General features: G+C 56.5%; 13 protein-coding genes. 8 read left to right on the forward strand and 5 right to left on the reverse strand.

What is annotated here, in order from left to right:
- Positions 1 to 53 precede the first annotated feature (53 nt).
- Positions 54 to 3665 carry a S8 family peptidase gene (locus HMPREF0733_RS05260; RefSeq protein WP_013398345.1) on the reverse strand — a complete coding sequence of 1204 codons (3612 nt, stop codon included), beginning with the start codon at positions 3663 to 3665 and terminating at the stop codon, positions 54 to 56.
- Between the two features lie 158 nt (positions 3666 to 3823).
- On the reverse strand, positions 3824 to 7765 hold the full coding sequence (locus tag HMPREF0733_RS05265) for a S8 family serine peptidase (RefSeq protein WP_013398346.1): 3942 nt from the start codon (positions 7763 to 7765) through the stop codon (positions 3824 to 3826).
- A 427-nt stretch (positions 7766 to 8192) separates the two neighbouring features.
- Between HMPREF0733_RS05265 and HMPREF0733_RS05270 the strand changes: the two genes are divergently transcribed.
- From HMPREF0733_RS05270 to HMPREF0733_RS05300, 7 genes are all read left to right on the forward strand, one after another.
- Positions 8193 to 8726, forward strand: coding sequence for a DUF4870 domain-containing protein (locus HMPREF0733_RS05270; RefSeq protein ID WP_041321922.1), 534 nt, complete (start codon positions 8193 to 8195; stop codon positions 8724 to 8726).
- 124 nt (positions 8727 to 8850) lie between these two features.
- Positions 8851 to 9408 (forward strand): DUF4870 domain-containing protein, encoded by a 558-nt coding sequence (locus tag HMPREF0733_RS05275; RefSeq protein ID WP_013398348.1) that lies wholly within the window; start codon positions 8851 to 8853, stop codon positions 9406 to 9408.
- A 56-nt stretch (positions 9409 to 9464) separates the two neighbouring features.
- Entirely contained in the window at positions 9465 to 9953 is a 489-nt protein-coding gene (locus HMPREF0733_RS05280; protein WP_013398349.1) for a DUF4870 domain-containing protein, read from the forward strand.
- A 290-nt stretch (positions 9954 to 10243) separates the two neighbouring features.
- Positions 10244 to 11530 (forward strand): adenylosuccinate synthase, encoded by a 1287-nt coding sequence (locus HMPREF0733_RS05285; RefSeq protein WP_013398350.1) that lies wholly within the window; start codon positions 10244 to 10246, stop codon positions 11528 to 11530.
- Between the two features lie 111 nt (positions 11531 to 11641).
- On the forward strand, positions 11642 to 12133 hold the full coding sequence (locus HMPREF0733_RS05290) for a DUF2087 domain-containing protein (protein WP_013398351.1): 492 nt from the start codon (positions 11642 to 11644) through the stop codon (positions 12131 to 12133).
- Between the two features lie 110 nt (positions 12134 to 12243).
- Entirely contained in the window at positions 12244 to 13278 is a 1035-nt protein-coding gene (locus HMPREF0733_RS05295; protein WP_013398352.1) for a magnesium and cobalt transport protein CorA, read from the forward strand.
- Between the two features lie 261 nt (positions 13279 to 13539).
- Entirely contained in the window at positions 13540 to 16179 is a 2640-nt protein-coding gene (locus tag HMPREF0733_RS05300; RefSeq protein ID WP_013398353.1) for an HtaA domain-containing protein, read from the forward strand.
- 71 nt (positions 16180 to 16250) lie between these two features.
- On the opposite strand, the gene HMPREF0733_RS05305 is transcribed toward HMPREF0733_RS05300, so the two are convergent.
- The 3 genes from HMPREF0733_RS05305 to HMPREF0733_RS05315 all read right to left on the reverse strand — a co-directional run bounded on the left by HMPREF0733_RS05305 (position 16251) and on the right by HMPREF0733_RS05315 (position 19569).
- Entirely contained in the window at positions 16251 to 16913 is a 663-nt protein-coding gene (locus HMPREF0733_RS05305) for a hypothetical protein (protein ID WP_013398354.1), read from the reverse strand.
- Between the two features lie 371 nt (positions 16914 to 17284).
- Positions 17285 to 18367, reverse strand: a complete 1083-nt coding sequence (locus HMPREF0733_RS05310; protein ID WP_013398355.1) for a FecCD family ABC transporter permease — start codon at positions 18365 to 18367, stop codon at positions 17285 to 17287.
- On the reverse strand, positions 18364 to 19569 hold the full coding sequence (locus HMPREF0733_RS05315) for a FecCD family ABC transporter permease (protein ID WP_080556866.1): 1206 nt from the start codon (positions 19567 to 19569) through the stop codon (positions 18364 to 18366). Before HMPREF0733_RS05315 ends, HMPREF0733_RS05310 begins: the two co-directional genes overlap by 4 nt.
- 177 nt (positions 19570 to 19746) lie before the next feature.
- On the opposite strand from HMPREF0733_RS05315, the gene HMPREF0733_RS05325 reads away from it, so the two are divergent.
- Positions 19747 to 20802 (forward strand): ABC transporter substrate-binding protein, encoded by a 1056-nt coding sequence (locus HMPREF0733_RS05325; protein WP_049775432.1) that lies wholly within the window; start codon positions 19747 to 19749, stop codon positions 20800 to 20802.
- The last annotated feature ends 23 nt before the right edge of the window (positions 20803 to 20825 follow it).

The following is a 20825-nucleotide window of genomic DNA, read 5'->3' on the forward strand; positions in this document are numbered from 1 at the left end:
ATCGGTATACAGCCAGGTCAGCGTGCTAACACATAGTTGGCGTATTCCGCACGCTATTTCGGCAAAGACGTATCTGTCTTTGGAGATTCCGTGGGCTCTGAGGGGCCCGGCAGTGAGCTATCCTTCGGAGACTCCGTGGGCTCTGAGGGGCCCGGTAGCGAGCTATCCTTCGGAGACTCCGTAGGTTCTGACGGACTCGGCAGACTGCTCTGCTGCTGCTCGCTCAGCGGAACCACCTGGGCGCGTTCACCGGCAGCTCCGTTCTGACCGCTCAAATCGCCGGTACCGTTGTGCAGGTGCAGGAAGAGCGCCGAAGGCTTCTCGCCCTCAACGCGGTGCACCTTTACCTCGCCGCCGTTACGGTCAGCAAAGAGACCCGGAACACCCGCGCTCTCACCCTCGAACCATACCTTCGGTGCGAACGGATTGAAAGAGATCTTCTCGGTGGCATCAACATAGTCGCCGCCAGCCTTCGCATTGCTCCACGTGTTCGTCGAAACCGCATAGTCAATGCTTGAAGCCGTGTCAGCTGTCAAGCCCAGATCCTTGAGCGGCACACCAAGCACCATCACGTTTGTATCCATGATGTTCGTGTCGGTATCGCCCCAAGCGCCATTAAGCGGGTACCGATTGGTTATTTCCCAGGTATCCCCATTCGCCTTCCACACCTTCACGAGCGGGTAATCCAGACCCTTTTCGGGCCCCACCTCAAGGTTGTAGTCGGGCTTACCGTCACGGTTGGTATCGAGCGTTACCTGAAGCTGACGTCCCGGGTGCATGGAATCCCAAATACCCCAGGTTGAAATACCGAAGTAGATCTTACCGTCGTTCGGATTCTGCCCGGCTGCCTTGAGCGCCGGAGCGTCCGAAGCAGCACCTACATACTGCAGATCCATGCTCTGGCTTGAGGGAAGATCCAAATTCTCGGTGGGGATGCGCGGGCTCGCAGCCCCCAGCTCGAAGGCTCCCATCATGGACCGGTAGCCGCCCTGGTTCACATCCTGCCCGGCGAGTTTGACGGTGGTTTCGGTGGCTTTACCATTCTCAAACTGAATCTCGGAGCCTTGAACCTTCATCGTAGAGATAGGCTTCGGTGCCGCATGAACGGGCAGGCGTATAAGCTCCTCCCCGTCGTCCTGGTTCGCATCCTCAAAGATTATGCGGCCGGAGACGCTTGCAATATACTGACGTTTGCCCGAGATAATAGGCTGGTACTGCCCATTAACATAGGCCATGGCAGTTTGCTCTTTCTCCAGGGCGGGATCAATGGTCTTTTCCAGGAAGGGGGTGTAGGTCGAGAAGGTGATAGGAACTTTTACGGTCTCGCCCGGTTCGACGGTCACCAAAGGCGGTACCTCGGGACGTGATCCAGGGATTTCGGGACCATACTGGTACGAAAGCTCGTAGGTGTGGGCCACCGAATCCATATTCCGCACGACGATATTGCGGGTTACGGTATGGCCTTCACCGTCGAGGGGATATTCGAGAACGCCGAATGATAGGGAAACCCGCTCGGGATTTTCCTCATCGTAGACCAAAACCTTCGCGTTGACCGCCTTCTTAGCGTTCACGAAGCCAGACCCCATACGATCAACAGCGTATTTAGACCCTGCATTGTTGGTGAGATTGGTGTCTGCGCTGTTCATGATCGCAGCCTTCACCATTGCCGGGGTATAGTCTGGATGCGCCTGCATCACCTGTGCAGCAATGCCGGAGACATGCGGTGCCGCCATTGAGGTTCCGGTGTTGTAAACCCCTTCGGTGCCCTGGCCGACTGATGCCGAAAAAATATCGACTCCCGGTGCAGCAACATCGGGTTTGATGAATCCTTCGGTGCCGTGCTGGCCGCGAGAACTCATAGAATTGAGGCCGAAGTCGAGCCTAGTAGGAATATGCGTTGCCTTCTTATAAGCCTCATTCGCTTCAACCTTGAAAGTTCCGGCCTCCACGTAGGGTTTTATGTCTGCGGCGAAGGCGGTGTTAATGCGGAACCCGGGGATCGTGGCGTTACCGCCAAATCCTTGCTGGGCAGGATAGTCCTTGAGGACGAGCAGCACGCCCGTGCCACCCGCCTGGGCAACATGATCGAAACGTTCGGCGGAAGTGCACTCGACCTTGTAGCTGTAGTCTACCTCCCAGTCGAGCATCACCCATTTACCCTTGATCTTTTCAGCTTCTTCAGGGGTGAAGGGCTTACAGCCGTCACGGTTGCGTTCGGGCGCGAGGGTTACATAGCCGGTGAGCTTATCGGCAGGTGCCTTATCGAGGGGGAAATTGAGCGAATAGTCACCATCAATAAACTTAAAGTCCCTAAAGGTGCCGTCAATAAAATCAAGGGGAATTCCGTTTTCGGGGCTGACAATTTTGAGCTGATCGGACACGCTCATAGCGCCGTTGGCGTTCGCAACCGAAATGCTGGATGCGGCGTTGGCGGGGCTGCCCGAATCCGAGTAGGTATCGCCCACGCCGTTGAACTCATTAGCGTTACCCGCCGCCGTGACGGTGAGAATACCTTGCTGCGCGAGGGCATCCACCATAGCGGAGTCAGGGTCATCAGCCGGAGAAAATTCGCTGCCAAGGGACAGGTTGATGATATTAGCGCGATCCGAGAAGTCGCCGTCCTCATTGGGATCTAGAGCGCGGTCGAGCCCCTGCATCACCACGTTTGAGCTGCCCTGGCACCCGAACACGCGGATGCTCAGCAGCTGCGCCTCGGGGGCGGAACCGGGACCGATCTTCATGTTCTTGAGATCGTTTTCGGTGAGTTTGGAGTAGTCGCCACGGAAGGTACTGCCATCGGCATTCACCCCGTACCCCGCCGCGGTACCCGCCACGTGGGTGCCGTGCCCGCCGGTTCCATACCCTTCAGGACGGCAGTCGAGCGGATTACTATCGGGCTTAGGGGTCGAACCCGCGTCGAGAGCATTGTAGCCATCACCCACAAGGTCGATGCCGCCAACCACCTTGGACCGGTCGATAAGCCCGGAGCCAGCATCGGGCAGGTCCGTCAGAGTTTTGGCCTTTTCGTAAGCCTCTTTCGTGCCGGGACCGCCAAAGTCGGTGTGGGTGTAGTCAATCCCGGAATCGACCACCGCGATCTTAACGCCCTTACCGGTGTACCCGGTGCTTTCGGCCCAAGCCTGCACAGCCTTAGAATCTATATCGCTATACGCATTCATGCTCTTTTTCGCCACAATGGGGGTGATGCGCTCGACATCATCCCGCCCGGCAAGAGAACGGATTTTCTCAGCATCGCCGTGCAGAGCCGCGCCGCGCATCGTATTGTGCACGGTATAACGTATTTCTGCACCGGAATCCTGAGCCGCTTGGCGAGCCTGATTCTCGACCTGATCCTTGATAGAGGTGGCTTCACCCTGCTTCTTAACGGGTTCCTGTTTATTGTGCAGAACCTCGTTGGGCTGGGTCTGCTCGTAGGCACCCTGACCCTTGAACTTGACGAAGACGAGCACATCTCCCTCCGCCTTTTTCATGGTGGGGGAGAGCGCATCTGAATTCTGCGGTGCGGGGTTTGCGACATACTGCCCGTTTTCGTTGGTACCGCCCGGGTTTATGTCTGCGCTGGCAGGTGTGCCAAGCGCTAACAGAATACTTGTCGCGGCGGCAAGGCACCCTAAGGCGCCTCGTCTGCGATGATTCGGAGGCATATCATACTCCTTGATCCTTTGAAGGTAACAATGTACAGATGATGCGGAGTGAATATGTGTTAACCCTCGTAAGAAGCGGGGATACGCCCGAAAAGGTAGGATTTTCCCACCTTTTCGGGCGAAAATCCGCTGCTTGCGGGGTGGATTAGGGGAAGGGACTAGCCCTCAGCCTTGAGCACGCCCTGGTTGTAGCGGTACAGGAATGCCGCCATAGCATCGCGATGGATAGGTTCCAGCGGGCGGTAGGTCTGATCCGGCCACCCGGTCGTCACCTTCTGCGCGGCAAGCCACTCGATCTCGCGGTAGAACATGCTGTTCGGGGCAACATCCTTAAACGTGGGCTTATCCGGTGCCGTGAAGGCCGGGCTACCCGCATACCGGTAGAAGAACGCCGCCATAGCATCGCGGTTAACCGCATCCTGCGGGCGGAAGGTACCATCCGCATACCCCGTCGTCAGCCGCTGCGCCGCAAACCACTCAATCTCCTTGTAGAACTGGTCGCCGGGAGCCACATCCTTGAACGTGGGCGTGCTCGGCGCGGTGAACTGCGGCGAACCCGCCAGGCGGTAGAAGTACGCCGCCATGGCGGCACGGCTCGTATTCTCGGCGGGGCGGAACGAACCATCCGGATAGCCGGTCGTGATACGCCGCTGCGCCAGCCAGGCGATCTCGGTGTAGAACATATCGCCCTCCTTCACATCCATGAAGCGTGGGGCAGAAGGGGACTCCGTGCTCTGCTCGCTCACCGGAAGCACCTGGGCGCGCTCGCCGCTCGCACCCTGAGAACCCGAAAGGTCTCCGGTGCCGTTGTGCAGGTGCAGGAAGAGAGCCTTAGCCGAGCCCGCATCCGAGGCACGGTGCAGCGTCAGCTCGGTGGCGGGTGCATCCGCGAAAAGCCCGGGGATGCTCGACTCGGTACCGCTGAACCACACCTTCGGGGCGAAGGGACTGTAGGTAATCCAGTCGGTCTGGCTGACGTTCTCCCACTCGTACTGGGTGATGGACTCAACGCTGTAGCGAATCTGCGGGGCGTTCTCAGCCGTCAACCCCAGATCCTTCAGGGGTACGCTCATGATGAGTGTGTTTGTGTCCATCATGTTCGTATCGGTATCGCCCCAGGCACCGTTGAGCGGATAATAGGCGAGCTGTTCCAAAGACCCGTTCTTGTAGCCCAGCAGGCGCACGATCGGGAAGTCCAACCCTGCGGAACGGTCGGTTTTGAGCACATAATCGGCGCGGTTATTGCCGTCCGTATCGATATTGACCGTGAAGGTGTTTTCCTCAGAGATCACATCCCAATTCCTCCACGTGCTGATGCCGAAGGAAAGCGTGCCCTCGTTCGGGTCTTTACCCGCATCCTTGAGCGCGGGCGCGTTCGAGGCCGCACCCACATGCTGCAGGTTCGCCTTCATATCGCTGCTGACCCACAGGTTGCTCGGGTTAACACGATTCACCGATGCGCCCCACTCGAAGGCCCCCAGCAGGGAGCGGTATCCGCCCTGGTTCAGCTCGGTACCCTCTAATGTGACTCGCGTCTGGGAGGAGCCAGCGGGAACCTGAACGTTGTTGCCCGCAACCTTCATGGTCGAAACCGGTTTGGGGGCCGCATGCAGGGGAACGCGCAGGGTTTGGTCGCCTTCGGTCAGCTTAATACGCCCGGATTCGGAGGCGATAAACTGCCGTGCCTGTTCGGGAACCACAGTCTTACCCGTATTCACGTCGACGGACGACTGGGTCTTTTCCATCGCCGGGTCCATAGTCTTCTCCAAGCGTGCAGGGTCAATCGTGACCTTCACCTGGAAATTCTTCTTCTCACCCGGCTGCACCGTAATGCTGGAAGGCATCGAGAATTCAACACCGGGCATATCGGTGCTTCCCGCATAGGAAATCGAGTAGGTGTGCGCCTTGGAATCGAAATTCTCGACCGTCATCTCGCGGGCGAGCGACTGCTGGCCTGCGTCTGCCGCATATTCCAGCACACCGAAAGTCTGCGAGACCTGCTCGGGACGGTCCGCGTTGTACAGAAGCACGCGGGTATCGACGGCAGCCTTCGCATCAATGCGCCCCGAACCCACGCGATCTACCGCATAGGTATGCCCGTCGGCATCGTGCAGGTCATGGTCTGCGCTGTTCATCATCGCCGCCTTGATCTGAATCGGCGAATAATCCTGATGCGCCTGCAACACCTGCGCCGCCACACCGGAGGCAAAGGGCGCAGACATCGACGTGCCCGTGTACTGAATCGAGCCCGTTCCGGTACCCACGGCGGCAGAGGAAATATTGTTCCCCGGCGCAGCGAGATCGGGCTTTGTGTATCCGTACGAGCCGTGGAACCCGCGTGCGCTTGAGGTTGTCAGCTCATCGAATTTACCGCTCTGAACGCGCAGACCACCTTTGAGGTCTTCGCCCAGGCGAATCTCTAGGGTGCCAGCCTGTGCGGCCTCGCGAACCTTATCGGATGCGCTCTTCGCCACCCTGAAGCCCGGAAGAGTTTCGTTCCCGGCTATCCCCAGTTCGGCACGTTCCTCCTGGGAGGAAAGGACGACGCCCTTAGCGCCAGCTTTCTCCGCATTGTCGAAACGGACTTTCGAGCCGCACGAGATAGTGCCGTCTTCGTTTGCCCACTCGATAAAGACCCACCGATCCTTGATTTTGGCGGCGTCTTCGGCGCTGAACGCTTCACACCCGAACTTATTCGATGCGGACGCCGCAACGACTTGACCCCGCAGGGTTTCTTCGGAGGCTTTCGAGTAGTTGTAGTCCACCGAATAGTCGCCCGGAATCTTCCCGGCAATCTGGCTGGGTGCAAGAATCTGCGCCGCATCCATGGCGTAGGTTGAACCCACCGAGTTCGCCACCGTCAGCGCCGAAATGGCATTCGCGGGCTGGCCAGAGTCCGAGTAGGTATCGCCTACACCGTTGTATCCAGTCGCGTTACCCGCCGAGACAACGGCGAGCACACCCTGGCGGAACAGCGTTTCGACGGCGTAGGATTCCGGGTCATCTTCGGGCGAGAACTCGCCGCCAAGAGACATGTTTACCACCTGCGCGCGGTCTGAGAAATCGCCGTCGCCGTTGGGGTCGAGCACCTTATCGAGAGCCTGACCCACCAGGTTGGTGGCACCGCTGCACCCGAAGACGCGGAAACTGTACAGCTGAGCATCCGGTGCAGAACCGGGACCGATCTTCATCTCGCCCAGTTTCTCAGGTGTCAGCGTGGAATAGTCACCGCGGAAGGTCTTGCCTTGCGCATCCACGCCCCAACCTGCCGCAGTACCCGCCACGTGGGTGCCGTGACCGCCGCTGATGCAGTCGATCGGGTTGTTATCGGGCACTGCCGTGTTCAGACCGTTATAGTCGTCACCGGCAAGATCGTACCCGCCTAAGAACTTCGCGGGGTCGTAGAGACCGGACGATGCTTCCGGCATATTGGTGAGTTTCGTGGCCTCATCAAAGGCTTCTTTCGTACCGGGTCCGCCAAAGTCGGCGTGCGTATAATCAATCCCCGAATCGATCACCGCAATCTTGATGCCCTTGCCGGTATACCCGGTGTTTTGCCGCGCCCAATTCTCGGCGGCCCCGGTATCGACGACAGAACCCGCATTTTGACGGTATTTCGGCACGATCGGGCTAATGCGCTCAACATCCGGGCGGGATGCGAGATCACGAATCGCCTGGGCATCACCCATGAGCGCCACGCCCGGCATTACGTTATGGGTGGTGTATAGAACTTTTGCGTGCGATTCTCCCGCTACGGACTGCGCCTGTGACTCTACACGGGTCTTGATCGCCTGCACCTGTGCCTGAGCGTTCACGGGTGCCTGCCTGTTCTGCAGAACCGCCCGCGGCTGGGTCTGCTCATAGGCACCTTGACCCTTGAACTTGACGTAGACCGGTATGGTGCCTTGCGCCTTTAGCATGCTGGGGGAGAGTACCTGCTGCTGCGTGTGCTGTTGTGAGGTTCTCAGGTCTGGGTCTTGCCCTCTCAACGGTGTCTCTGCTGCGTTGAGTGGTACCGCCGTGGAGGCGATAAGACCGAGCCCCAGAACCGCCGATAACCCGATGCGGGTGCACGCCCGCCAGGTGTTGGTGGATGCCATGATGCTCCTTGTGTTTGATAGTGTCGAACCCGAGTCAGCACTTTTGGTAACTATGGTTCGGTGTGATATGCAAGCGCATCGCGTTTTTAAAAAACGATGTGTCTTGCACTATCAATTCTAAGAAGTTTTACTCTAGAGTTTTATCAAGGACACTAAAAATATTTATAAAATTTATACATAAATGTAAATTCTTTACTTCTATAGTTTATATATTCCCTCAAAACACCCGGTATTTGTGCCACAAAAATCTACCGTATAAATATGGTGCGCGCTATGATAAAAAGACCAAAAACACCGAATAAAAAACCTTGTCGAAGCTGAGTTGCTCGTATCGTCGAGCACGGTAAGGATGCTGTGCCCGGCTCGCATGGAAGTCTGCATCAGACCCGACGGGGTGGGGCAGCAGCCTCAAGAATGGAATATTGTCATGAGTCAGCCAAATTTTGATCCCAACCACAACCCTTATCAGCAGAACCCGCAACCTAACCAGGGACAGTACCAACAGCCGTACCCATCGGGGCAGCCTATATATGTGACTCAACAAACCAACGATGTCAGTACGGTTGCCATGTGGGGGCATCTATCCGGGCTTTTAGGTGGGTTTATTATTCCACTCGTTATCTGGGCTATCTACAAAGATAAGCCCGGGTACGAACTGGCACGCCGCGCCGCCGCGCGGGCCTTCAATTTTGGGCTGACGGGATACCTTATTGTTCTTATCACCCTGCTGAGCGGGTTTGTCTATATTTTTACGATGGTCGTACCCGGTATGGCATCGACTAACGATCCGAGCACCGCTGTTTCCAGTGCCATGGGGATGTTCGCACCGATAACCCTCATGGTTCTGATAAGCTGCGTTGTTCAGATTATGATGATTATTTTCCAGATTATCGCTGCGGTTAAATCAAACTCTGGTGAAGACTATAAGTACCCTCTGCCCACTCTGCCTATCCTGCGATAGCACCGAGGCGGCGGGCGCATCGGGCAGGGGTCTACCTCAATCCTTACCGAAGACAGAGGCGAGGTAAAACTCGTACACGAAACCACGAAACACAGAGACGACAACACACAGAACGGGTGAAAACATGAGCCAGTCAAACTTTGATCCCAACCAAGACCCCTACCAACAGAATCCGCAGCCTAACCAGGGCCAGCAGCCATACCCGCCGGGATACGGTCCACAGCAGCCGAGCCAAGGCTACCCACAACCGGGTTACGGGCAGCCGGTCTACGTGATACAGCAGCCCACCGACGTTAACAACATGGCGATGCTCGCGCATCTTTCCGGGATTGCAGGATTCTTAATTCCGCTGATCTTCTGGGCGGTTTACAAAGACAAGCCCGGCTATGAGCGAGTACGCCGCGCCGCCGCACGAGCCTTCAACCTGGGCGTGACCATGGTTATCACTATTTTCAGTTCATTCCTGCTGCTGGTTCTGCTGATGGTAATATCCCTCATCATAGGGGCGCAAAGCCAATCCGGCGAACCATTTATGCTGTTCTTTACAATGTTTCCCATACTGTGGCTTCTGATCGCGGGCTTGGGCGTTACCGCTGTCGTGTTCCACATTATCGGGGCGGTTAAAGCAAATTCCGGTGAGGACTACAAATATCCTCTCCCCACGATTCCCATGTTGCATTAAGGTAGGCGGCATATACTGTAAAACACAGCCCAACACGCTGCATTGAGGAGGTTCTTATGACCTACGACCCTAACTACAACAACGGACAACCGAACTACCAGAATCAGCCCGGTTATAACCAACAGCCGGGTTCGGGGTACAGCCAGCAACGGCCAGAATATAACCACCAAGGTATTACCCCGGACGCAAAAAACATGGCGATATTCGCGCACCTCTCATCGCTTCTCGCCATGCTGCTGTCGCTGAACACGCTGAGCTTCATAGCCCCGCTCATCTTCTGGCTCATCTACAAAGACAAGCCCGGCTACGAATTCACCAAAGAATCATCGCGCCGCGCCTTCAATTTCAACTTCTCCATGTGGGTTATTAACACCGCCGCATTCCTCCTGATGGTTATCACCTTCTTCATCCTGTCTCCGATATGGTTTTTGGTGGTATCGGTCACCGGCATACTCATGATTATCTTCCACATCATAGGCGCTATCGCGGCTAATCGCGGTGAAATGTACGACTACCCCATGACCTTCATCAAGATTCTCAAATAAGAAGGTTCATGCGGTACCTGGGGCATATACCCGGGCATAATTCATTGATGCGCGCTCGCGGCAGGTTGCCCCGGGCGCGCATCCTGTATGTTGGCCCTCCAAAGTGGCTTTTACCGCCGAATCACGAGGTTTACGCCGCAGAGACTCACGGAAAAGATGTGTTGCAATCGCTAAATAATAGATGCACCATCACAGGGTCGCGTTATGATTAACAAATGTGTGCCTAAGAGGGTTGAAGAACCCGCGCACGGCCGCCGAAACGGCGGGGAGTACATCCTAGAGGAGCAAGAATGTCAGCTGTTGTGATCGTGGGCGCCCAGTGGGGCGATGAAGGTAAAGGTAAGGCAACCGACCTGCTCGGACCCCGCGCGGACTACGTGGTCAAGCCGAACGGCGGCAACAACGCTGGGCATACCGTGGTGGTGAACGGCCAAAAATTTGAGCTTAAGCTGCTTCCCGCTGGCATTCTGAGCGAGAACGCAACCCCCGTGATCGGCAACGGCGTGGTGGTGAACCCGGAGGCACTTTTCTCTGAGATTGAGGGTCTGCAGGCACGCGGCGCCGACACCTCTAAACTCAAAATCTCGGCAAATGCTCACCTGGTGGCACCGTACCATCAGACGATGGATAAGGTCACTGAACGCTTCTTGGGTAAGCGCGCGATCGGCACGACCGGGCGCGGTATTGGGCCTGCCTATATGGATAAGGTAGGGCGCTTAGGTATTCGCATGCAGGATATTTTGGATGAGTCGATTCTGCGGCAGAAGGTTGAAGGCGCGCTGCGGCAGAAAAACCAGCTGCTCGTGAAGGTCTATAACCGCCGCCATGTTGAGGTAGACGAAATCGTGGACTATTTCATGTCTTACGCCGAGCGGCTCAAACCCATGATCGTTGATACTACTCAGCTGCTCAATAAGGCACTTGATGAGGGTAAAACCCTGCTCATGGAGGGCGGCCAGGCGACCTTCCTCGACGTCGATCACGGTACCTACCCGTTCGTGACCTCCTCAAACCCGACCGCCGGGGGCGCCTGCGTGGGGTCGGGTGTTGGCCCCACCCGTATTTCTCGCGTGATCGGTATTCAGAAGGCATACACCACCCGCGTGGGTGCTGGCCCGTTCCCCACAGAACTCTTCGATAAGATGGGTGATTTTCTGCGCACAACCGGCGGCGAGTTCGGCGTGAACACGGGGCGTCCGCGCCGATGCGGCTGGTACGATGCGGTGCTTGCGCGCCAGGCGGTGCGCATCAACGGGTTTACCGACCTGTTTATTACCAAGCTGGATGTGCTCACCGGACTTGAGAAGGTTCCCGTATGCGTGGCGTATGAGGTGGACGGCGTGCGCTTTGACGAAATACCGATGACGCAGACCGATTTTCACCACGCGAAGCCGATTTACGAGTACTTCGACGGCTGGAACGAGAGCATTTCGGATGCGAAAACCCTGGACGAGCTGCCCGAGAACGCCCGCAAATATGTGCATAAGCTTGAAGAACTTTCTGGCTGCCGCATCTCGGCGATCGGCGTAGGCCCCGACCGCGACCAGACTATTGTGGTCCGCGACTTGATGGATTAGGCTCTTTCCCGCTACCTCCCAAAAAAGGCTCTTTATTCCAATAAAGCGGCGTTTTTAATGCTTTATTGGAATAAAGAGCCTTTTTACGTTGTAGGAATGATGCAGAATTAAATGATGGATAATGTGCAAAACATTTTGCCGGTGATAGCTGCACTGGCGAATGGTGAATCCCGAGAAATGTATGCCAAGGTTATCGTGCAGGATGTGCCGAAAACGCCTAACTATCGTGATCGTAAACTGTTGGCGCGTCTTGAAGCAGTCAGGCTCATTGAGAAGTCAGAGGATGGGCTTTGGCAGGTTACCGAGGTATTCTCCGACTACTTGAGTCTTTTGAAATCCGCGAAAAACCAGGTAACAGATGATGTTGAGCGGTTTTTAGTCAAGGGACGAGTGCATACCTGGCCCTCACGTGCGCAGGATAAGAATGCTCTTTTGCGTTGGATTCTTCAAAAGAGTATTCCTGCCTCCGAGCAGTTTTCGGAGCGTGAGGTGAACGAGCGCATCAGGCGGTACACGGATGACCCTGCCTTGGTGCGTCGCTACGGCGTGGATCACGGAATACTTGAGCGGGACCCCGCAACTCAGATCTACCGGCGCATTTGATAAATCCCCTGCATAAAAAGAGCCTTTATTTGAATAAAGCGGCGAAAAATACTCTTTATTCGAATAAAGTCTCTTTTTAGCACCTGGGGGCCTACCCCTACACTTAACCTATGTCGTATGTAACCGGTGCTATTTATCCGCAGCAGGACCGCATCCGTATGGGGGTTACCCAGTCCGAGGCGCTTGATGCTTACCGTGAGGGCGGCGCAAGCGTGGCGCTCGGCTACATGACCCCGAACGCGCGGGAGCTGCGCGAGCTTCAGCAAACCTTTAACCTGCACGAACTTGCGCTCGAAGACGCCTCGCACGGGCATCAGCGTGCCAAACTTGAAAGCTACGAAGGCTCCCTGTTTGCGGTGGTACGCCCCGCCATCTACCTGGATGCCGAAGAAGAGGTGCGCCTGGGCGAGATGCACATGTTCTTGGGGCATGACTACCTGTTGAGCATCGTGAACGACCAGATACATCCGCAGCAGGCAGTGTACGAACGCTTCAACCTGATCTACGCCACTCCGGATGGCTCGCCCATACGCCTGCTGCACCGCATCATCGACCAGACGGTAGACGGTTACATGCCGGTGCTCGAAGGGCTCGAAAACGACGGCGATGAAATTGAGAATGCGCTCTTCCAAGAAACCGGCGCTGGCGACCGCACACTGTCACGCCGCACCTACGAACTGCTCAACCAGGTTGCCGATTTTCAGCGTGCCTGCAAACCGCTCGATATGATGCTCGCGCGCATCATGCAGCAGATTCGTGACGGCGTACTTGACGTCAGCCCCTATACGGGTGCTACCGCAACCGAAATCGCGCAGGAGAAGGATGAGCTGCAGCGGCAGTTCCGCAATATTCAGGATCACGTGGTGCAGGTTAAGGAGCGCCTAGAGGATCTGCGCACGTCCCTGCAGAACACGCTTACGGTGCACGATACGATTGTGGCGCAGCAGCAAAACGAAGATATGAAACGTATTTCGGCGGGTGCCGCAATCCTGGTGGTGCCCACGATCATTGGGTCTATCTACGGTATGAACTTTGAGGATATGCCCGAGCTAAAGTGGACTTACGGATACCCGGCGTCGCTCGTGCTCATGGTGGTGGCGTGTGTGGTGGTGTATCTCTTCTTTAAGAAGCGTGGCTGGTTCTAGCCGTAATATTAAGCATTTTAGAAGAGTATATTAAAAATATTCTCACGGTATTTAGTATTAGAAATATCGAATAAAATCTAGAGTTTTCGGTGGTCTGCATGTTGTCGTTAGCGCTCTATTGCAGCGAAGTGAGGGCATTGTAGTGTATGAACACTTTGTAGCGACAACTCGTCACAGAGTGGCGTTAAGCTCTTTTGTATTAAGGGTAGGGTGTTGCTACATTAAGGGTGTCCTAACTCAATAGATCAACGAGGATTACACATGTCTTTCACGTTTGCATCACGCCAGCGCACCCTCAGACGCATCTGCGCACTCACTCTCGCAGGCGCCATGCTCTTGCCCGCAACTCCGCTTTTGGCTGTGAACGCTCACGCCGATTCCGGTGTAGCGGTAGCCGCCGAACAGAACCAGAGCACCGGAAATATCACCTGGGGTATCAAAACCTCATTCCGCAACTACATCGGCGAACCGTACAAGGTCAGCGAAGGTGCAAGCTACAACTCCACCGACCTGTTCACCTTCCCCAACCAAGAAGCCAAAGTTTCCGAGGATGGTAACCAAGTTTCACTTCAGGGCTCCGGCAAAGTTCAATATATCTCGCACTGCGCCGACCGCAATAAACCCGAAGAATGCTCGTTGAACCTAACGCTCTCAAACCCGCGCATCGAGATGGATGCGGCACAGGGCACCGGTACGCTCTACATGGTTGTGCGCACCAAAAATTACACCTCCGGGCAGTGGGAAGGACCCCACGAAATCCCGATGGCGAAGCTCTCGCTCAAAACCGCTCAGCAGAGTGAAAAAGACGGCGTTGTCACCTGGAGCAATGTTGCGGCTAATCTCACCGCCGAAGGTAATCACGCATTCTCGAACTTCTACGAAGACGGCGTGGGGCTGGACGCTCTCACCTTCTCGTATTCCGGTACTCAGGCGAAAGATGCCCAAAACAGCGGCTATAAACTGGGTGAGAGCCTGAACTCGGGTACCGATATTAATAATCCGCAAAATACCGTGCGCGCGGGCTCTTATCTTTTCTACGCGGCAGGTAAAAGCTTCGGCGGCGGGGCGGATGCACGCTACGCGGTCATCGACCCAAAGACTTTGCAGCAGACAGAGTCTGCAACCCTGCCGATGGGTTCCAGCGCGCACTTTGCCGCCAACCCCGCCACCGGCGATATCGTGTTTGTGAACGCGAATACTCGCGCCTTGGAACGCTACCGGGTAGATGAATCCGGCAAGCTTGTATCTCAGGGTGCTTTCGCGGGTGTCACCTTCAGCGAATCCGAAAATATTCTGGCGCTCGGTTACAACGAAGCGACCAACAGCTGGGCTGTGCTCACCGCCGATAGCAGCGGGCAGGCGCGGTACGTCAACGTCGCCTCCGATGGCACGGTGAAAGCGCAAACCGTCAAATCTCCGCTGGACTTTGACCCCTCGGTGGCACACGCCGATGACCTGAGCGAATATTATGGCGACGTTTTCACCGGAAGCACCCGCACGCTTGCGCCGCTGCCCGACGGCTCGTTCCTATACAGCCCCAATAAATCTGTGTACAACGAAGAGGGCAATAAGATTCAGAACGGTCAGCTGCTTCACCTGAGCGCTCAGGGTATTTCGGTGGTTGAGCAAACCCAGCCCAAGGATGCGGAAGAGGCAGCCAGCCTCAACGGCCTGCTCACCACTCCAGACGGATATGTCTACCGGTGGAATAACTACGCCGCAAGCGCCAGTGCCGTGCAGGTTCTCAAGTACGATGGTTCTTCCTTCACAACGGTGCGCGAAAGCTCCACCGCGCCGCACGGTATGGGGGCGATCGCCTCTTTCTTCACCGCTGGCGACAAGATTGTGGCGGTCGATTCCGCAAATGGCCGCCTGGTCTGGATGTCAAAGACCCTTGAATTTGATCACGATGTGCCGCTCTCTGACTTGCGTTCGACCGATAAGAGCGGGTCGTACAACGCGCTTGAGCTGCCGAATGGGGATATTATCTTCCCCACGATGGTTGAGAAGAATGACGGTCTGGAATCTAACCTGTGGCTCAACCGCCTGGTGAATACCGCTAAGACACCGGCACCCCCCGAACAGCCGAAACCTGCTGATCCGACCCCGGAACCAACCCCTGAACCGACGCAACCCGCGCCCGAGCCCAGCAAACCGGCTGAAACACCGACTCCCGAGCCATCGGAAAGCTCCGAGGCACCAGCGCCTGAGCCCAGCAAACCTGCTGACCCTGCTCCAACCCCTGAACCGAGTAAATCAGCTGACCCGGCCCCGACGGTCCCCGCACCGGAACCGTCGAAGCCTACCGAGCCGGAGCCCAGTAAGCCTGCCGAACCTGAGCCGAGTAAACCGGCAGAGCCCGCTCAGTCGTTCTCGGATGTGCACGAAGGCGATATGTTCTACCGCGAGATTACCTGGCTTGCCGGGCAGAACATCACAACCGGCTGGGTCGATGGCACGTTCCGCCCGCACGAAAGCATCGAACGTGAGGCTATTGCGGCGTTCTTCTATCGTATGTCCGGATCGCCCGAGGTACAGCTGCCGAAGGATTCCCCCTTTACCGACGTGAAGGAAGGCGACCCCTTCTACAAGGAAATCATCTGGTTCCAGCAGCAAGGTATTACAACCGGCTGGCCTGATAAGACCTTCCGCCCGCACGACCCCGTCAGCCGCGAGGCTATGGCCGCATTCTTCTACCGTTACTCTGGGAAACCACCGGTTGAGGTGCAGAATGCGCCTTTCAAGGATGTTCCCGAACAGAACATGTTCTACCGTGAAATTGCCTGGCTGCATGACAGCAAGATTACGACCGGTTGGGATGATGGAACGTTCCGTCCCCACGAGAGCATCAGTCGTGAGGCTATGGCGGCGTTCCTGTACCGTTACGCACACCGCGGCTAATCCGTAACTGTGCTGGCTCCCCGCGCACCGCATCGCTCGGTGGGTGGGGAGCTTTGCTCTGCCCGAAAACCCTAAGCGGTCATACCGTAATCTTCGCGGATGCGGCGGCGCACATCCCGGCGTTCCCGTTTGAATTTGGTGCAGGCGTCCTTGGGGTTTTCGCACTCCCACAGGTCCCATTCACTCACGTCAAGCCCCATCATGGCGACTTCCAGCAGACCCAGCATATTGAGGAACTGCGCGGTATTAATCCTAAAATCACCGGAACCCGGGCGGCTCTCGGTGGCAAAAGCATACCCTTCTAAGGGCAGCACCCGCGGCGCCCAATGCTTATACCAGGCATCGCCGTAACGGGGGCTGCAATACATATGCGTCAGCGCCAGTTTGGTGCCCTGAATCCGCTCGAAACGAAGACCAATCTCAAGCTGATCGTGCGGGAAAACCATTAGGATAGCGTTCTGCCCCGCCTGGCGTAATTCGTGAAGATTTTGCTGGAATCCGGCCTCGCCATAACGATGCTGAGCGAGCATCCGGGCGCAGGAATTTGACGCCGGGGCGACCTGTAGACAAACACGCTCGGCAATGAGCTGTTCTAGATCGCGGCGAATGGCCTCTATATTGAAGGTTTCGTGGTGTACGAGCGTTCCCGTGGACATGAGGAATTGATGATCGGAGCTAACAATATCCTCGGCGGTTGCAACGATGCGGGATGCGCTCAGGGGGTGCTGTGCCATAGGTGCTGATCCTCTCTCGGTGGGTGCCGCCCCGTGAAAGTGCGGGGTGTTTTTCTGATACCTCGACGGTACCTAGGCACCCTGACACTTTAACCGTGCCGAGCCGCCAAGAGAGGTTTTATACAGCATATATTCCAGATAGGGAATGTGGAATATATGCTCTGACAAGTTTATATATCGTTTTTGGAATATAGCTATGTGGGTTGATTTTGTAGCACGAAAATTATCGAATATCTGAAGTGCACAGGATTTAAAGCGCCTAGGGATGTCAGGCGAGTGAGGTACGAACGAGTCTGACAGGGTCCCTGTAAAGCGACTAAATCCTGCACCTCTGCGGCATGGATACCTCCGCACATTTTTAGAAACCCAAGCTACTTACTCCGGCGCAGAAGCCACAGCATATAGGCACCGCCCAGAGCACCGGTCATCAGTCCGACCGGAATCTGGAAGGGTGAAAGAATCCGTGATGCCGCATAGTCAGCCGTTACCAACAGGGCTGAACCCAGAAGCGCTGAGTGCCACATCGCCGCACCCGGGGTATTCCACAGCCGCCGCGCAATCTGCGGGGCAACGAGCGCCAAGAAACCTATGGGCCCTGACATTGAGATAGCGACCGCCACCAAGAGTACTGCTGCTGCTACCAAAATATTGATCGTGCGCCGTACCGGTAAGCCCAAGCCCGCCGCCAGGTCTTCGCCCAGTTCTAGGGTGCGCAGGTAGCGGGTGAGCATCAGCACCAGTGGAATCGTAATCGCAAGCGCTATCGCTGGTGCTGTCACCTGGGCCCAAGAAATCGCATTGAGCGAGCCGTGCTGCCAGGTCTTGGCTGCCTCCGCCTTTTCCAGATCGGAGCGTGTGATCAGGTAATCATTGACCGATGCGAGCATAGCGCTGACCGCAATACCGATCAGTACCATGCGCTGCCCCATAGAAGCGCCGCCGCGTATACCCGCAAGTAGCATCACCACGGTGGCGGTGAGGAAGCCGCCGATAAGTGCACCCATGCCGATACTCACGCCGGAATTGTCGAAGGAGCCGACCAGAATAATGGAGAGCGCACCGGTTGCCGAACCGACTGTGAAGCCGATGATGTCCGGCGAGCCGAGGGAGTTGCGGGAAACCGATTGGAAGATAGCCCCGGAAAGCCCCAGTGCCGCACCCACCACGGCTGCCGCCACGATTCTTGGCAGATATTGATCCAGAATAAAATACCGGTCAATATCGCTGCCGCCGCCCTGAAAAAGTACGTTCAGCACGTTGGTGGGGGAAATATCGTAGGTGCCATACATGAGCGTCATGCAGGCGGCCACTACCATGATCGCAATTACCAAAAGTGTGCGCGGCAGGGGAGTGCGGTACCGCCCAGGAATAGTCGGTCGTTTACCAGACTTTCTGCGGGGATTCGGGGGTGTGCTCGCCGCATTGAACTTATTTGTGTGCGTCGTTTGGCTCACCGGGAACCTCCCGCAGTTTGCGGAGCCGCCCCTGCCTGTTCGTGCTGTGCCGCCTTCACACCCAGGATGCTGCGCTTGCTACCTTTCGCCCCGGAACTAAGCCGAAGTACCAGGACCATGAGCACGGGCGCGCCGATGAACGCGGTCACGATACCGACCTCAAGTTCCCCGGGCGGAACGATCATGCGCCCGGCAATATCGGCGGTCAGAACCAGCACCGGTCCGTAGACGAGCGAAAGTGGCAAAACCCGCGCAATATCGGTACCCACCAGCAAGCGCACCGCATGCGGAACCACCAACCCCACAAATCCGGTGGGTCCGGCTACCGCAGTCGCCGCGCCGCATAGAGCCATAATCGCCACGATACAGGCACCGCGCACGAGGGTGACCGGCACGCCCAAGCCGGATGCCGCATCCTCACCTAGCGCTAGAGCACGCAGGGGGCCGATCAGAATGAACGATAGAACCAGCCCCAACACCACGAGGGGAAGCGCCGTAAAAACCTGCTCGTAGGTGCGGTTTTCTAGGGAACCGACCACCCAGAACCGGTGTGAGTCGAAAGCCCGGGAATTGAACATAGTAATAATACCGGTGAGCGTTCCCAAACAGGCATTCACCGCAACGCCTGTAAGCACAAGGCGGGCAGTAGAATCCAGGTTTGGCTTGGAATCAATAAGGCCCAGCAGGAATACCGTGCCCGCCGCGAAACCGGAACCAGCGAGCGCTAACCACAGCTGCACGAAGGGGGAAGATACCCCGAAAATGCCAACGCCCACAACGACCGCAACAGCCGCCCCGGAGTTCACGCCCAGCAGCCCCGGTTCGGCGAGAGGGTTGCGTGAGAGCGCCTGCATGATAACGCCCGCAACCGCCAATGCCGCGCCCACCATAATAGCGGCGAGTGTGCGGGGCATCCTCTTGAACCAAATCAGTTTTGATTCGATTGTGGCGGCATCCGGGTGCAGAAAGCCGTCGAGTGCCTTCTCGAAGGAAAACATGCGCGAGCCAACTGCCCCGGAGAGCACGATAAGAACCGCTAAAAGAGCCAACCCTATCAGAAGTGCCAGACCCCAACGTGATAGCGAAGGCTTTGGCGTGCTTGACCGTTCGGCTGGCGCCGCAGTCGTGCTCTGGGCGGATGCGCCCGCCCCGTCAGACCTGGAAGCGACGGGCTGTTTACCCCGGCGGGGCGATGAACTCATAGGCGTACTCTATCTTGTGGTGATCGGGAGGTTATGTGTGGTGGGGTCTCATGCCGGTTTGCTGCCCGAAATTCAGGGTAGTAGCCGCATAATATTTAGGACATATTTATGTGATTTATCCTACGTCAATATGGGGCTGATATGGCATTATCTATTTTATAAGGGTATCCTCAGTCTATGGCTAATACTAGTTCACCCCAACACAGGGACTCTCACCGTTCATTGACCAGACGATCCTTCGGCGTGCTTGCTCTGGGCTCCTTCAGCGCCCTCGCCCTTGCCGCCTGCGGGTCTTCCAATTCTTCTGATTCCAACGCATCCGCATCCTCTGCATCGACGAGCGCAAAGCCCGCTCCTTCAGCCCTTCCTTCCGGCATGGGTTCGGCTGCGGGTGATGGCGAATTCCCGCGTACGGTCAAGCATTTCCGCGGCGAAACCAAGATTGAATCTGCCCCCAAGAACGTGGTTATCCTTTCGACCGGGCAGCTTGACGATGTTCTCGCTCTGGGCCTGGTACCCATCGGTGCAGCAACCGCTAACGATGCCGCCCTTGTACCCGAATACCTCAAGACCAAGTTCTCCGATAAGTCGGCCGAACTCGATAAGATAGCCAAGGTGGGCAAGCGCACCGAACCCAGGCTTGGTGCTATCGCAAATCTGCACCCCGACCTCATCCTGATTAACAACACCAATAAAAAGGAAGAAGTTTACAACTCACTCTCAAAGATCGCCCCAACTGTGGTGACCGAAGGTACCGGACATAACTGGAAGCAGGACTTTCTGATGGTTGCCTCTGCACTGGGCAGCCTCTCTAAAGCTGAGGAGATGCTCAAGGATTACGAGGATAAAGCCAAGAAACTGGGCGAGAAGGCCGGTAAAGAGAAGACCTTCTCGTTCCTCTACGCTGCTGGGGACCGTACCCGCGTATACGCGAAGCCTTCGTTCGTGGGCTCCATTTGTGAGGATGCTTCCCTCACTCACCCCGCCGTGCAGCAGGAAGGCAAGACCTCGATTGACCTGAGTTCCGAAAATCTCGACCAGGCGGACGGCGACTACCTCTTCTACGGTGTGCAGGGCGGCGACGAATCCAAGCTCACCTCTGAGACGCTGTGGGATAGCCTGAAGGCGGTCAAGGAGAAGCATGCTCATAAGGTAGATTCCGATATGTTCTACCTGAACGCGGGAATTACCGCGGCTCTGGGCGTAATTGAGGAAATCGACAAGCACATCTAATATGCGCAGCACGGCGACCACAC

Origin of the sequence: Rothia dentocariosa ATCC 17931 (genome assembly GCF_000164695.2) — a bacterium.
GTDB lineage: Bacteria > Actinomycetota > Actinomycetes > Actinomycetales > Micrococcaceae > Rothia > Rothia dentocariosa.

What these genes read in the sequence shown, in the direction of transcription:
- HMPREF0733_RS05260 (WP_013398345.1), bottom strand. Translation starts at nt 3,665, where the DNA reads ATGCCTCCGAATCATCGCAGACGAGGCGCCTTAGGGTGCCTTGCCGCC.
- HMPREF0733_RS05275 (WP_013398348.1), top strand. Translation starts at nt 8,851, where the DNA reads ATGAGCCAGTCAAACTTTGATCCCAACCAAGACCCCTACCAACAGAAT.
- HMPREF0733_RS05295 (WP_013398352.1), top strand. Translation starts at nt 12,244, where the DNA reads ATGTCGTATGTAACCGGTGCTATTTATCCGCAGCAGGACCGCATCCGT.
- HMPREF0733_RS05290 (WP_013398351.1), top strand. Translation starts at nt 11,642, where the DNA reads ATGATGGATAATGTGCAAAACATTTTGCCGGTGATAGCTGCACTGGCG.
- HMPREF0733_RS05305 (WP_013398354.1), bottom strand. Translation starts at nt 16,913, where the DNA reads ATGGCACAGCACCCCCTGAGCGCATCCCGCATCGTTGCAACCGCCGAG.
- HMPREF0733_RS05265 (WP_013398346.1), bottom strand. Translation starts at nt 7,765, where the DNA reads ATGGCATCCACCAACACCTGGCGGGCGTGCACCCGCATCGGGTTATCG.
- HMPREF0733_RS05280 (WP_013398349.1), top strand. Translation starts at nt 9,465, where the DNA reads ATGACCTACGACCCTAACTACAACAACGGACAACCGAACTACCAGAAT.
- HMPREF0733_RS05270 (WP_041321922.1), top strand. Translation starts at nt 8,193, where the DNA reads ATGAGTCAGCCAAATTTTGATCCCAACCACAACCCTTATCAGCAGAAC.
- HMPREF0733_RS05285 (WP_013398350.1), top strand. Translation starts at nt 10,244, where the DNA reads ATGTCAGCTGTTGTGATCGTGGGCGCCCAGTGGGGCGATGAAGGTAAA.
- HMPREF0733_RS05300 (WP_013398353.1), top strand. Translation starts at nt 13,540, where the DNA reads ATGTCTTTCACGTTTGCATCACGCCAGCGCACCCTCAGACGCATCTGC.
- HMPREF0733_RS05315 (WP_080556866.1), bottom strand. Translation starts at nt 19,569, where the DNA reads ATGAGTTCATCGCCCCGCCGGGGTAAACAGCCCGTCGCTTCCAGGTCT.
- HMPREF0733_RS05325 (WP_049775432.1), top strand. Translation starts at nt 19,747, where the DNA reads ATGGCTAATACTAGTTCACCCCAACACAGGGACTCTCACCGTTCATTG.